Source organism: Parapusillimonas granuli (assembly GCF_013416525.1).
GTDB classification, from domain to species: Bacteria; Pseudomonadota; Gammaproteobacteria; order Burkholderiales; family Burkholderiaceae_B; genus Parapusillimonas; species Parapusillimonas granuli.
This window is the reverse complement of the sequence record NZ_JACCEM010000014.1, coordinates 53,087-66,177: the sequence shown is the minus strand read 5'-3', so window position 1 is coordinate 66,177 and position 13,091 is coordinate 53,087. Positions and strand designations below refer to the sequence as shown.

The window sequence follows — 13,091 nt, the reverse complement described above, 5'->3', positions numbered from 1 at the left end:
TAGGCTGAGGCTTATTATAATTTTGCACAGGCCAACTCTCTTTTCACACGCTGCACACGATATGACCACGACCAATACCACGCTCTCCGCCCAGGACGCTCCCGAATTCGCTCCGGCTCAATTCGTGCGATGGTTTCGCGAAGTGGCTCCCTATGTGCACGACTTCCGCGGCAAGACTTTCGTCGTCGCCTTTGGCGGCGAACTGGTGGGCGACGGCGCCCTGAACACCCTGATCCAGGACCTTTCCCTGCTGTCCGCGCTGGGCGTCAAGCTGGTGCTGGTGCACGGCTCGCGCCCGCAGGTCAACGAACAGCTCAAGCTCAAGGGCTTCCAGACGCAGTTCGGGCGCGGCATGGAGCCCACCAGCCCGGAAGCGCTGGAATGCGCCAAGGAGGCCGCCGGCGAAATCCGCCTCGACATCGAGGCCGCATTCAGCCAGGGCCTGCCCAATACGCCCATGTCGCACGCGCAGATCCGCGTGTTCTCGGGCAATTTCGTCACCGCCCGGCCGGTGGGCGTCATCGACGGCATCGACTACAAGCACGCGGGCGCCGTGCGCAAGATGGACATCGACGCCATCAAGAACGTCATCAACCAGGGCGCCATCGCCCTGCTGTCCCCGCTGGGCTTTTCTCCCACCGGCGAGGCGTTCAACCTGGCGATGGAAGACCTGGCCACCAGCGCCGCCATTTCCCTGCGCGCCGAAAAGCTCATCTTCCTGACGCAGGACCGCATGGTGCGCGACGAGGAAGGCGCGGTCGACACCGAGCTCGCCCGCGAAGACGCCGACAAGCTGCTGGCCGGCGGCAAGCTCGACGAGGACACCGCGGCCTTTCTCATGCACGCCTCGCGCGCCGTCAAGCGCGGCGTGGCGCGCGCCCATCTGGTGCCCTACACGCTGGACGGCAGCATACTGCTCGAGATCTTCACCCATGACGGCGTGGGCACCATGGTGGTGGAAGACACGCTGGACGACTTGCGCCCCGCCACGGTCGACGACGTCGGCGCCATCGTGCAGCTGATCGAGCCGCTGGAGGCCGACGGCACCCTGGTCCCGCGCGGCCGCGCCGTCATCGAACGCGACGTCGAGCAGTTCACGGTGCTGGAACACGACGGGGTGATCTACGGCTGCGTGGCGGTCACGCCCTATCTGCAGGACGGCATGGCGGAAATGGCCTGCCTGGTGGTGCACCAGGAATGGCAGGGCGCCGGCGAGGGCGAGATGCTGCTGCGCCACGCCGAACTGCGCGCCCGCGCGATGGGGGCGAAGCGCCTGTTCGTCCTGACGACACGGACGTCGCACTGGTTCATCAAGCGGGGCTTCGTGCAGGGCGGGGTCTCGGATCTGCCCAAGGAACGCCAGGCGCACTACAACCGTTCGCGCAATAGCATGATTTTCATAAAGAAACTCTAAGACGGGTACAATACCCGGTTGGTGAACGTTTTCAAGAAGGTGGCAGCATCATGGCACGCATGGTCCAATGCGCGAAACTCAAGCGCGAAGCGGAAGGGCTGGATTTTCCTCCGTATCCCGGTGAACTGGGGGTGCGGATCTGGAAAAATGTTTCAAAAGAGGCCTGGGCGCAATGGATGGACACCCAAACGCGCCTCGTCAATGAGAATCGGCTGAATCTCGCGGATTCGCGGGCGCGGAAGTATCTGCAGCAGCAGATGGAAAGCTTTCTGTTCGAGGGCGTGGACGTCGAGGCGCAAGGCTACGTGCCGCCGCCGGCGTGATCGGTTCGCTGGCCGCCGCGCCCGTTGCTTGTCGTCCGGCGGCCCGCGTTCCATGACGGCGAGTCAGGAGTTCTCGTCGTCCTCGAGCGACTCGCCCCGCGCCAAGCGCTCCGTGTTCTTGATGCCCCTGTGGCGCACGTCGTCCCCCCGCACCATATAGATGACGCGCTCCGACATGTTCTTCGCATGGTCGCCGATGCGCTCCAGCGCCCGCGCAATGAAGATCAGGTCGATCGAATGAGAAATCGTGCGCGGGTCCTCGATCATGTACGTGATGATGTGCCGCAACGACCCCTTCCATTCCTTGTCGACTTCCTTGTCGTTGCGCACCACCCTCGCGGCATGGACGGGATCCATGCGCGCGAAGGCGTCCAGGCAATCGCGGATCATGGCCGTGACGAAGCTTGCCATGTGGCGCAGCTCGACCACCGGCTCGTAATGCCCATAGCCGTTGGACTCATGCAGGCGGCGCGCGATCTTGGCGATTTTCTCGGCCTCGTCGCCCGAGCGCTCCATGTCGGTCAGCATCTTGGACACCGAAAGCAGCAGGCGCAGATCGCCCGCCGTCGGCTGGTTGCGCGCGATCAGGAGCCCGATGCGCTCATCGATCTCGACCTCCAGGCGATTGACTTCCTTCTCGCGCTCGCGCACCTGGTCGATCAGGTCGGGATCGCCGGATACCAGCGCCTCCATCGCGTCCCGGACCATGGACTCGACCAGGCCGCCCATCTGCAGGAAAAGCGAACGGGTGGTTTCCAGGTCGGAATGAAATTGCTTGTTGGTATGCTCGGACATGTCAGCCTTCGATCACAGCGTGGTATGGGGAAAAAACAGCGTATCACCCCATGAGTGTATCAGCCAAATATTACGTATTCATGACGGGTTTTTCGTCAGTTGTCGCACGCCCTGCTGGGTCGACATCAAGACCACGTCGGCCCCCGCGATGGCGAACAGGCCGCAGCACACCACGCCCGGAATATTGTTGAGCTCGGCCTCGAAGCGCGCCGGCGCGTCGATGGCGAGGCCCGAGACGTCGAGGATCTGGCAGCCATTGTCGGTGACGTAGCCCTCGCGCAGCGCCGGCTTGCCGCCCAGCGCGGCCAGGCGGCGCGCCACGACCTCGCGCGCCATCGGGATGACCTCGACCGGCAGCGGGAATTTGCCGAGCACCCGCACCAGCTTGGACTCGTCGACGATGCACAGGAACCGCTCGGCCACCGAGGCGACGATCTTCTCGCGGGTCAAGGCGCCGCCCCCGCCCTTGATCATGTTCAGCTCGTGATCGACCTCGTCGGCGCCGTCCACGTACCATGGCATGGACGGGATTTCGTTCAGGTCGAAGACCGGGATGCCCAGCGCCGCCATGCGCGCCGAGCTGCGTTCGGAACTGGATACGGCGCCGCGGAAACGATGCTTGTGCGGCGCCAGGGCGTCGATGAACAGGTCGACGGTCGAGCCGGTACCGACGCCGAGCACGGTGGACGGCGTCAGTTGCGGCAGCACGAATTCGATGGCCGCGGCGGCGGCGTTCCGCTTGAGTTCTGTCTGGGTGAGCATGAGTGGGATCCTTCTATTTGGCGAAGCGCTCGCCGAATCTCTTTTCGGAAAAGCCGACGCCCACGCCGCCCTCGGCATCGACGGCGACCGGCCGCCGGACCAGCGCGGGGAATTCCGCGATCAGGTCCAGCCACTGTTCGGGCGTGGCCGGCGACTTGCGGACGTCCGGCAGATTGCGCCAGGTCATGGAGGCGCGATTGACGAGTTTTTCCCAGCCGCCCAGCGCATCGGCCCAGGCCCGCAGGCTGTCCGGCGGCACGGGGTGGTCGCGGTAATCGGTGAACGTGAACGGAACGCCGTTGTGCTCCAGCCAATCCATGGCCTTGACGCAGGTGCTGCACTTCTTCAAGCCATAAAGCCGCAGGGTTTGCATGGAATTTCCTTTTGACGCCGATTTCTAGCCGGTTTCGCTGCGCCGCTGCATGCGGTTCGCCACGACCACGAAGATGCCGACCAGCAATATGAACAGCGTGGCCAGGGCGTTGATTTCGGGCTTCAGGCCCAGGCGCACGCGCGAGAAGATTTCAAGCGGCAAGGTGGTGTAGCCCGGCCCCGACAGGAAGGACGCGATCACGACGTCGTCCAGCGACAGCGTGAAAGCCAGCAGCCAGCCCGCCATGAGCGCGGGGAAGATCAGCGGCAGGGTGATGCGGAAGAACACCCTGAGCGGCGTGGCGCCCAGGTCCAGCGCGGCCTCTTCCAGCGAGCGGTCGAGGTCGCGGATGCGCGACTGGATGATGACCGCCACGTAGGCCATGCACAGCGTCACGTGTCCCACCCAGATGGTGAACACCCCGTTGCCGTCGGGCCACCCCAGCAGGTCGCTGAGCTCGACGAACATCAGCAGCAGCGATATGCCCAGGACGACTTCCGGGATCACCAGAGGCGCGCTGACCATGCCGATATAGACGGAAAAGCCGCGAAAGCGCCCCATGCGCGCCAGCACGTAGCCGGCCCAGGTGCCGATCACCACCGCGGTGGTGGCCGTCATGGCCGCGATCAGCAGCGACAGGCGCGCGGCGCTGAGCAGCGCCTGGTCGTTGAAGAGCTCCACATACCATTTGAATGAGAACCCCGTCCAGGACGTCATCATCGATGAGTCGTTGAACGAGAAAGCCATCAGGCACAGTATGGGGATATAGAGGAAAGCGTAGCCCAGCGTCAGCGTGACGGCTCGCAGGATGGGATCAGGCCTGGTCATTTCGCCCCCGTCTTACGGTTTTCCATCTGCTTGACCTGGTTGTACTGGAACAGGACGAGCGGAACCAGCAGCAGCAGGACCATGACGCAGGTGACCGCCGCCGCCATCGGCCAGTCGGCATTGTTGAAGAATTCCGTCCACATGACCCGCCCCATCATCAGCGTATCGGCGCCGCCCAGCATCTCGGGAATCACGTATTCGCCGACCGAGGGGATGAACACCAGCAGGCCCCCGGCGACCACGCCGGGCATGGACAGGGGCAGCGTCACGCTGAGGAACGCCCGCCAGGGCCGCGCGCCCAGGTCGTAGGCCGCCTCGAGCAGGCGGACGTCGAGCTTGACCAGGTTCGCGTACAGCGGAAGGATGAAGAAAGGCAGATAGGCGTAGACCAGGCCGATGTATACCGCGACGTCGGTGCGGTAGATTTCGAGCGGGGTGTCGATGAGGCCCAGCCAGATGAGGAAGTTGTTCAACAGGCCGTCGTTGCGCAATATGCCCACCCAGGCATACACGCGCAGCAGCAGCGAGGTCCAGAACGGCAGGATGACGCCCAGCAGCAGCAGGTTGCGCAGCGACGGCCGCGAGCGCGCAATGTAGTAGGCCATGGGATAGCCGATCAATGCGCAGCACAGCGTGGTCAGCGCCGCCATCTTGACCGAGTTCAGATAGGTGGCGATGTACAGGCTGTCGCTGAACAGCAGCGCGTAGCCCCTGAGGCTGAGCGCCAGCGTCAGGGTTTCGTCTTTCAGCTGCGTCAGCGCCGTGTAGGGCGGCACGCCGAACTTCAGGTCGGCGAAGCTGATCTTCAGCACCAGCAGGAAGGGCACCAGCAGGAACAGCGCCAGCCACAGGAAAGGCGGGCCGATGGCCAGCAGGCGCCTCGCGGGAAGGTCGCGCCAGGATAGCCGCTTCATGATGACAAGACGGTTGCGCTGTCGTCCGACCAGGCCACATAGACCTCGTCGTCTATGCCGGGGGCGTCGGCCTGCGCCAGCACCAGGCTGGGCACGGTGGCTTCGACGACCTGGCCGGCGTCCAGCCGGACCTGGTAGCGGGCATAGCCGCCCATCCAGGCCACGTGGCTCACCAGGCCGTGGCTCCAGTTGGAGTCGCTCTCGGGCTGCTCGCGCAGCACGCGGATGTTTTCCGGCCGGATGGAAACATGGACTTCCATGCCCAGCGGCTCGCTGACCCCGTGGCTGACGTACAGCGGGCGGGCCAGCTCGGCGCTTTCGATCAGGACGTGGTCGGGCTCGTCGACCACGATGGTGCCGGTGAAGAGGTTCGTGGACCCGATGAAGCCGGCGACGAAGCGCGAATTCGGAAAGGCGTAGACGTCTTGCGGCGTGCCGCACTGGACGATCTGGCCTTCGCTCATGACGGCGAGCCGGTTGGCCATGATCATGGCCTCTTCCTGGTCGTGCGTGACCATGATGCAGGTGACGCCCACCTGGTCCAGTATCTTGACCAGTTCGATCTGCGTTTTCTGGCGTATCTGCTTGTCGAGCGCGGACATGGGCTCGTCCAGCAGCAGCAGCTTGGGGCGCTTCACCAGGCTGCGCGCCAGGGCGACCCGCTGCTGCTGCCCGCCGGAAAGCTGATGGGGCTTGCGGCGGGCGAAGCCGGCCATCTGCACCAGGTCGAGCGCCTCGAACACGCGCTCGTTGATTTCATGCTTGGGCACGCCCTCTTGCTTGAGCCCGAACGCCACATTGGCCTCGACCGTCATGTGCGGGAACAGCGCATACGACTGGAACATCATGTTCACGGGCCGGCGGTAGGGCGGCAGGCGGGTGATGTCTTCGTTGTCGAGGAAGATGCGCCCCGAGGTCGCTTCCTCGAAGCCGGCCAGCATGCGAAGCAGCGTCGATTTCCCGCAGCCCGAACTGCCCAGCAGGGCGAACATTTCGTGGCGGCGCACGGACAGGTTCACGGACCGCACCGCGACCGTGTCCCCGTAGATCTTGACGACGTCCTCGACGCGGACGAACTCGTCCGCATCCCCGGACCAGGAAGGCGCCGCGGGTCGAATATCGGCCATGATGATCAGCGCCCCGACTTGAGTTCCGCCCACATCCGCGTCTGCAGGCGCTGCACCGGCAGAGGCTGGGGCTTGATGACGTACAGGGTCTTGGCGACCTCGGCGGGCGGATAGATCATGGGGTTCTCCGCGACGTCCTTGACCACGTGCTTGCGGGCCTCTTTGTTGGCGTTGGGGTAGAACATCACGTTGGTGATGGCCGCGTGGACCTCGGGCGTCTCGATGTAATTGATGAAGGCGTGGGCCTCGTCGACGTTCGCGGCGTCCTTGGGGATGGCCATGGTGTCGAACCAAGCGGGCGCGCCGCCGGCGGGGATGTAGTAGTCGATTTTATAGCGCTTGCCGGCTTCCTTGGCGCGATGGGCGGCGATCATGACGTCGCCCGAAAAACCGTAGACCATGCACAGGTCGCCCGCCGCCAGTTCGTCGATATAGCCGGAAGAGCTGAACTGCCGGATGTAGGGCCGTATGGACTTGAGCAGGGCCAGCGCCTGCTTGTAGTCGTCGGCGTTGCTGCTGTTGGGGTCCTTGCCCAGGTAATGCAGCACGGCCGGGAAGACCTGCGCGGCTTCGTCCAGCATGGAAATGCCGCAGCCCTTGAGCCTTTCGGCGTTCTCGGGCTTGAACAGCATGTCCCAGCTGCCCAGGTCGGCGTCCTGGCCCAGGATTTCCCTGACCTTGGTCACGTTGTAGCCCAGGCCGTTGGTGCCATAGCCCCAGGGAACCAGGTACTGGTTGCCGGGGTCCACGGCGGCGACGATGTCCATGATGTCCTGGTCCAGGTACTTCCAGTTCGGAATCTTGGATTTGTCCAGCTTCTGGAACAGGCCGCCCTCGATCTGCCGGGCCGCGTAATGGGTGGACGGCACCACCACGTCGTAGCCGGACTTGCCGGTCAGCAGCTTGGCCTGCAGGGTGTCGTTGCTGTCGTAGACGTCGTAGCGCGCCTTGATGCCCGTTGCCTTTTCGAAGCCGGAAATCGTGTCGGGCGCCGTGTATTCCGCCCAGTTATAGACGTTCACGACCTTGCCTTGCGCCGTCGCGGAAGACGTCGCCATGACAAGAGCCGTACCCATGATCAGTGCGCTCACCGTGAGTTTCATTGCTAGCCTCCCAAAATACACAAAGCCAAAAGGCGTGATGATAAAGCTTTTTCCGGCTAGAGTGGGCCCCGAGTCCGGGACAGCAGATCATAGGCAGCATTGAGCTCGTTCCACCACTGCAGGCCGCTGTCGCCGGCCAGCTTGACGAGCGACCGGCGCAGCCGCAGCAAATTGGCCCGCCTGCGCTCCTGGGACAGCACCGCCCTGCGGCTTTTGTCGAAATCGATCAGCCAGACCTTGCCCTGCGCGTCCAGCAAAATATTGTAGGCGTTCAAGTCGGCGTGCCAGACGCCGGCCTCGTGCATGGCGAAAATCGCCAGGGCGACGTCGGCATGACGCCCGTCGAGCGCCTGGGGCAGCGGACGCGCATCGGGAATGCGCTCGGTCAGCAGCGCCGCCGTGTAGGTGAGCCCGCGGCGCCAGTACGCCGCGGCCAGCGGCCGGGGCACGGCCAGGCCGCGCTGGCGCATGTAGCGCAGCAATTCGGCTTCGGCGAAAGAGCGCGTGCGCTCCGCGCCCGCCCACAGATAGCGATCGGCGCTGAGCCTGGCCATCAGGCCGCCGCGCCGGTAGCGCCGCAGCACGGCCTCGCCGAATTCGCCTTTCACGTACCAGGCGGCCTGCCGGCCGCCCTGCCCCACGGCCACGGCCTCCAGCCCGTTCGAGGCGGGATCGACCAGGCCGCCCCCGGGCGCGGAAATACGCCGCGCGTCGTAGCGCAGCATGCCGCCCTTCAGCGCGAGATCGCGGAATTCGATCGGCGCTTCCTGCGTGTTCATGACGTCCCCCGCAAGGAAGCGAGCGGCGGCGTCTTCAGCACGCCGGCCAGCGCCGCGCCGCCGCCCGCGAGCGAGACGGCCAGCCCCGCCGCCATGCCGGCGGCCCAGGGCCACCATGGCACGCCCAGGGGAAAATCAAAGACATAATGCGCCAGCAGCGCGGCGACGCCCACCGCGGCGAAGGCGGCCATCAGCCCCGCCATGGCGCCGATGATGGACAGCTCCACCCGGAGGGCGTGCTTCAGCTGCCGCGCATTGGCGCCGAGCGCGCGCAGGATGGCGACCTCGTGCATGCGCTCGTCGCGCGTGGAGAACAGGCTGGCCCCCAGGACCAGGGCGCCCGCCAGGACGGCGAAGATGAACAGGAACTGCACCGCCTGCACGGCGCGGCCCAGTATGTGCTCGACCTGCCCCAGTATGGAGCCGATGTCGAACAGCGTCAGGTTGGGGAACTGCCGCAGCAGCCGCTGCCCCAGGTCGCCATGCCGGGCCGGGTCGAGGTGTATGGACGTGATGTAGGTGGCCGGGGCGTCCCGCAGGGCGGCCGGGCTGAGCAGGGCGAAGAAGTTGGCCTCGAAGGAGTCCCAGTCCACCTTGCGCAGCCCGCTGACGGTCACTTCCACGCTCTGCCCCGCCACGTCGAAGCTCATGGTGTCGCCGACCGCGATGCCCAGTGTCTTGGCCAGCCCGCTTTCCAGGGCGACCTCATGCCCGTCGGGATCCAGCCAGCGCCCCGCCGTGATGCGGTTGCTTGCCGGCAGGGCACGGGCATGGGACAGGTTGAATTCCCGGTCCACCATGCGCTTGGCCCGGTCGTCCTGGTAGTGGTCCGCATCCACGGGCTGCCGGTTGATCGCGACCAGCCGGCCCCTGATCATGGGCGCGAGGACCGGGTCGGCGACGCCGGCCGCGCCCAGGGCCTGGACCACCGCCTCGCGCTGGTCCGGCTGGATATTGATCACGAAGGTGTTGGGCGCGTCGGGCGGCAAGGTGTTTTGCCAGCCCCGCAGCAAATCGTTGCGCATCAGCGCAAGCAGCAGCAGGATCATCAAGCCCATGGACAGCGCGCACAGCTGCGTGACCGTCAGGCCGCGCCGCCGCGCCATGCCGGCCAGCGCGAATCGCAGCGAAGGCGAGCCGGCCAGGCGCTTGCGCACGGCATCGAGCGCGCGCAGCAGCGCCCAGGCCAGGGCGGCGAAGGCCAGCGCCGAGGCCAGGAAACCGCCTCCGACGATGAAGCTGAGCGTGAGGTCGCCCGACATCCACCAAAGCAGCAGCAGGAAGGCGGCGGCCCCCATGGCATAGGCCGGTCCCCGCCGGACCGGCGACAGCGGGAGGTCGCTGCGCAATACCCTGATGGGCGGCACGCGAGGCAGCCCCGCCAGCGGCGGCAGGGCGAAGCCCAGTAAGAGCAGCAGGCCGGCGGCCAGGCCTTGCAGGGCCGGCAGCGCCCCGGCGTCCGGCAGGCTGGTCTTCAGCCATTCGGAGACGATCGCCACCAGCCCCTGGTGGGCGAGAAAGCCCGCCACGCAGCCCGCCGCGCCGGCCGCCAGGCCCAGCACGGTGAATTCCACCCACAGCATGGCGGACAGCTGGCGGGTGCGCGCGCCCAGGCAGCGCATGACGGCGATGCCGTCATGGTGGCGCCGGCTGAAGCGCCGGGCGGCCAGGGCAATGGCGACGGCCGCGATCACCACGGTGAGCATGGCGACCAGGAGCAGGAAATTCTTGGCGCGCGCCAGCGTGCGCTGTATTTCAGGGCGGCTGCTTTCCAGCGTGCTGATGCGCTGCCCGCGCTGCAGCCGGCGCTCGACCCAGGAACGGAAGCCGTCGACCGCGCCGGCCTCGCCCGCCACCAGCAGCTGATGGCTGATGCGGCTGCCGGGGGCCACGAGCCCGGTGGCGGGCAGATCGTCCGCGCGCATCAGCAGGCGCGGCGCCACGTTGATGAAGCGCATGCCGCGGTCGGGCTCATAGGCGATGATGCGCCCGATCTTCAAGTGCGCATCGCCCACGGCCACGCGGTCGCCCACGTTCAGCCCGAGCAGGTTCAGCAGCTGGCCGTCGACCCATGCCTCCCCCGGCGCGGGGCCATGCCCGGCGGTCTGCGCCGCCCCGTCGGGGGCGGCGGCCACGCGCAATTCCCCGCGCAAGGGATAGAGGTCGGTGACGGCCTTCAAGGCGACGAGCTGGGCGTGTTCGCCGCTGCTGGCCATGGAGGGGAACTGCAGAGTCTGGACCACCCGCAGGCGCCGCTCGGCCGCTTCCCGCAGGAACTCGGCCGGGATGGGGGCGTCGGCGTCGATGGCCAGGTCGCCGCCGAGCAACTGGCCCGAGTCCCGCTGCAGGGCGCGGTCCAGCCGGTCGGCCAGGAAACCGACCGCCGTCACCGCCGCGACGGCCAGGATCAGGGCCAGCAGGAGCAGCCGCAGCTCGCCCGAGCGCCAGTCGCGCCGCAGCGCCCGCAGGCCGAGCAGAAAGTGGGACAGGAAAATAGGCATGGGATCAGGTCTTCACGAGCAGGAGCACCATGATAACAAGCAGCATGCAGGCGAAGATCAGCTTCAGCCTGGGCTCGGGCAGCGCATAGGCCAGCCTGACGCCGTAAGGCACCATCAGGACGCTGCCCAGCGCAAGCGGAATGCCGATCAGCCAGTCGGCCTGCCCGTGCGCGGCGTAGGTGGACAGCGCCACGAAGGTGCTGGGTATCATCATGGTCAGGGCCAGCGCCTGCGCGCTGGTCTGGCTCAGGCGGAACATCGTGGTCAGGATGGGAATCACCAGCACCGAGCCGCCGACTCCGAATATGCCGCCCGTCATGCCGGCGATCATGCCGATCAGGGCGAACCAGGCCGAATGGTAGTCCTCCGGCCGGCGCAGGCCGCCGGGGCGGACGGCCTTGCGGCGCTTGCGGGAGCTCTGGTGGAAGTAGAACATCGCGATGCACAGGACGAAACCGGCGTAGACGCGGCGCAACAGGACGGGTTCTATGCCCAGCGCGACCTGCGCGCCCAGCCAGGTGAAGACCATCGCCCCGGCCGCGCCGGCGCCGGCGGCGCGCAGGTCGACCTTGTCGTGCTGGTTGTATTTGCGCACCGTCAGCAGTACGGCGGGCGCGACCATGATCAAGGCCGTGCCCTGGGCCGCCTGCTGCTCCATGCCCAGGACCAGGCCCAGGAGCGGGATCGCCAGCAGCCCCCCGCCTATGCCCAGCACACCGCCGGTGAAGCCGATGAGCGCCCCCACCGCCAGGCAGGCCGGAATCAGCACATGCCATAAAGACGCGTAGTCCACTCAGCCGGCCTCGCGCAAACGTGAAATGGCGTCGCCGACGCGGTCGACGGCCCAGATCTCCAGCCCTTCGATGGCCTGCCGGGGCGCGTTCGCCTTGGGGATGAGGGCGACGCTGAACCCCAGCTTGGCGGCTTCGCGCAGGCGCTCCTGCCCCCGGGGCGCCGGGCGGATCTCGCCGGCCAGGCCGACCTCGCCGAACACCACCAGGCCGGGCGGCAGAGGCCTGTTGTTGAGCGAGGACATGATGGCCAGGAGCACCGCGAGATCCGCCGCCGGTTCGGTGATCTTCACGCCCCCGACCGCATTGACGAAAACGTCCTGGTCGAAGGTGGCCACGCCGGCGTGCCGGTGCAGCACCGCCAGCAGCATGGCCAGGCGGGTGGATTCCAGTCCGACGGACAGCCGGCGCGGATTCGGGCTGTGGGCGCTGTCGACCAGCGCCTGGATCTCGACCAGCAAGGGGCGCGTGCCCTCCTGGGTGGCCATGACGCAGGAGCCCGGGACGTTCTTCTCGTGCTGGGACAGGAACAGGGCCGAGGGATTGGCAACGCCGCGCAGGCCGCGGTCGGTCATGGCGAAGACGCCCAGTTCGTTGACGGCGCCAAAACGGTTCTTGAAGGCGCGGATCAGCCGGAACGAGGAATGCGTATCGCCCTCGAAATAGAGCACGGTGTCCACGATGTGCTCCAGCACGCGGGGGCCGGCCAGGGTGCCGTCCTTGGTGACGTGCCCGATCAGGACGATGGCGACGCCCGTCTGCTTGGCCAGGCGGGTGAGCTGAGCGGCGCATTCGCGCACCTGCGAGACCGAGCCCGGCGCGGCGCTCAGTTCGCCGGAATAAAGCGTTTGTATCGAATCGATGACGGCGACGGCGGGCTTTTGCTCGTCCAGGGCCGCCATGATGGCTTCCAGCCGGATCTCGGCCAGCAGGTCGACCCCGCCCGTGGCCAGCTCCAGCCGGCGCGCCCGCAAGGCCACCTGTTCGGCGGATTCTTCGCCGGTCACGTAGAGCACCTTGGCCGCCCGCGACAGCGAGACCAGCGCCTGCAACAGCAAGGTGGACTTGCCTATGCCCGGGTCGCCTCCGATCAGGACCACGGCGCCGGGCACCAGGCCGCCGCCCAGCACGCGGTCGAATTCGGCGATGCCCGTGGGCTGCCGGGGCAATTCGCGCGCTTCGATTTCGGCGAGGCTGCGCACGGGGCTGGCGCCCGCCAGCGGCGCGAAGCGATGCGCCGGCGCCGCGGATTCACGGGTTTCCTGCAGGGTGTTCCAGGCGCCGCAATGGGGGCACTTGCCTTCCCATTTGGGGCAGCTTCCCCCGCAATCGCTGCATACGAATGAAGTTTTAGACTTGGCCATCGCCCGAGTTTAACCGG

General features: G+C 66.7%; 13 protein-coding genes. 2 read left to right on the top strand and 11 right to left on the bottom strand.

Annotated elements, in window-relative coordinates; translation table 11 throughout:
- Nucleotides 1–61: 61 nt before the first annotated feature.
- The gene (gene argA / locus H0A72_RS20450) at nucleotides 62–1,414 is read left to right on the top strand and encodes an amino-acid N-acetyltransferase (protein ID WP_180158366.1); all 1,353 of its coding nucleotides are present in this window, start codon (nucleotides 62–64) and stop codon (nucleotides 1,412–1,414) included.
- Between the two features lie 50 nt (nucleotides 1,415–1,464).
- Nucleotides 1,465–1,737: an oxidative damage protection protein gene (locus H0A72_RS20445; RefSeq protein WP_180158365.1), complete on the top strand. Its 273-nt coding sequence runs from the start codon at nucleotides 1,465–1,467 to the stop codon at nucleotides 1,735–1,737.
- Nucleotides 1,738–1,800: 63 nt separating this feature from the next.
- Here the strand turns inward: H0A72_RS20445 and phoU are convergent, their stop codons facing one another.
- From phoU to radA, 11 genes are all read right to left on the bottom strand, one after another.
- Nucleotides 1,801–2,532 carry a phosphate signaling complex protein PhoU gene (phoU, locus tag H0A72_RS20440; RefSeq protein WP_180158364.1) on the bottom strand — a complete coding sequence of 244 codons (732 nt, stop codon included), beginning with the start codon at nucleotides 2,530–2,532 and terminating at the stop codon, nucleotides 1,801–1,803.
- A 78-nt stretch (nucleotides 2,533–2,610) separates the two neighbouring features.
- A complete protein-coding gene (gene rpiA / locus H0A72_RS20435) occupies nucleotides 2,611–3,294 on the bottom strand; it encodes a ribose-5-phosphate isomerase RpiA (RefSeq protein WP_180158363.1) in 684 nt (227 codons plus the stop codon).
- A gap of 13 nt (nucleotides 3,295–3,307) precedes the next feature.
- A complete protein-coding gene (locus H0A72_RS20430; RefSeq protein WP_180158362.1) occupies nucleotides 3,308–3,667 on the bottom strand; it encodes a Spx/MgsR family RNA polymerase-binding regulatory protein in 360 nt (119 codons plus the stop codon).
- A gap of 24 nt (nucleotides 3,668–3,691) precedes the next feature.
- Nucleotides 3,692–4,495 (bottom strand): ABC transporter permease subunit, encoded by an 804-nt coding sequence (locus H0A72_RS20425; protein ID WP_180158361.1) that lies wholly within the window; start codon nucleotides 4,493–4,495, stop codon nucleotides 3,692–3,694.
- Entirely contained in the window at nucleotides 4,492–5,409 is a 918-nt protein-coding gene (locus tag H0A72_RS20420; protein WP_180158360.1) for an ABC transporter permease subunit, read from the bottom strand. The genes H0A72_RS20425 and H0A72_RS20420 overlap by 4 nt, the downstream gene beginning before the upstream one ends.
- Nucleotides 5,406–6,536, bottom strand: coding sequence for an ABC transporter ATP-binding protein (locus H0A72_RS20415; protein WP_180158359.1), 1,131 nt, complete (start codon nucleotides 6,534–6,536; stop codon nucleotides 5,406–5,408). The genes H0A72_RS20420 and H0A72_RS20415 overlap by 4 nt, the downstream gene beginning before the upstream one ends.
- Before the next feature lie 5 nt (nucleotides 6,537–6,541).
- A complete protein-coding gene (locus H0A72_RS20410; RefSeq protein WP_180158358.1) occupies nucleotides 6,542–7,639 on the bottom strand; it encodes a polyamine ABC transporter substrate-binding protein in 1,098 nt (365 codons plus the stop codon).
- 56 nt (nucleotides 7,640–7,695) lie between these two features.
- Nucleotides 7,696–8,418, bottom strand: a complete 723-nt coding sequence (locus tag H0A72_RS20405) for a 3-deoxy-D-manno-octulosonic acid kinase (protein ID WP_180158357.1) — start codon at nucleotides 8,416–8,418, stop codon at nucleotides 7,696–7,698.
- Nucleotides 8,415–10,919, bottom strand: coding sequence for an ABC transporter permease (locus H0A72_RS20400; protein WP_180158356.1), 2,505 nt, complete (start codon nucleotides 10,917–10,919; stop codon nucleotides 8,415–8,417). Before H0A72_RS20400 ends, H0A72_RS20405 begins: the two co-directional genes overlap by 4 nt.
- A 4-nt stretch (nucleotides 10,920–10,923) precedes the next feature.
- Nucleotides 10,924–11,712: a sulfite exporter TauE/SafE family protein gene (locus H0A72_RS20395; protein WP_343060240.1), complete on the bottom strand. Its 789-nt coding sequence runs from the start codon at nucleotides 11,710–11,712 to the stop codon at nucleotides 10,924–10,926.
- Nucleotides 11,713–13,074: a DNA repair protein RadA gene (gene radA / locus H0A72_RS20390; RefSeq protein ID WP_180158355.1), complete on the bottom strand. Its 1,362-nt coding sequence runs from the start codon at nucleotides 13,072–13,074 to the stop codon at nucleotides 11,713–11,715.
- Between the last annotated feature and the right edge of the window lie 17 nt (nucleotides 13,075–13,091).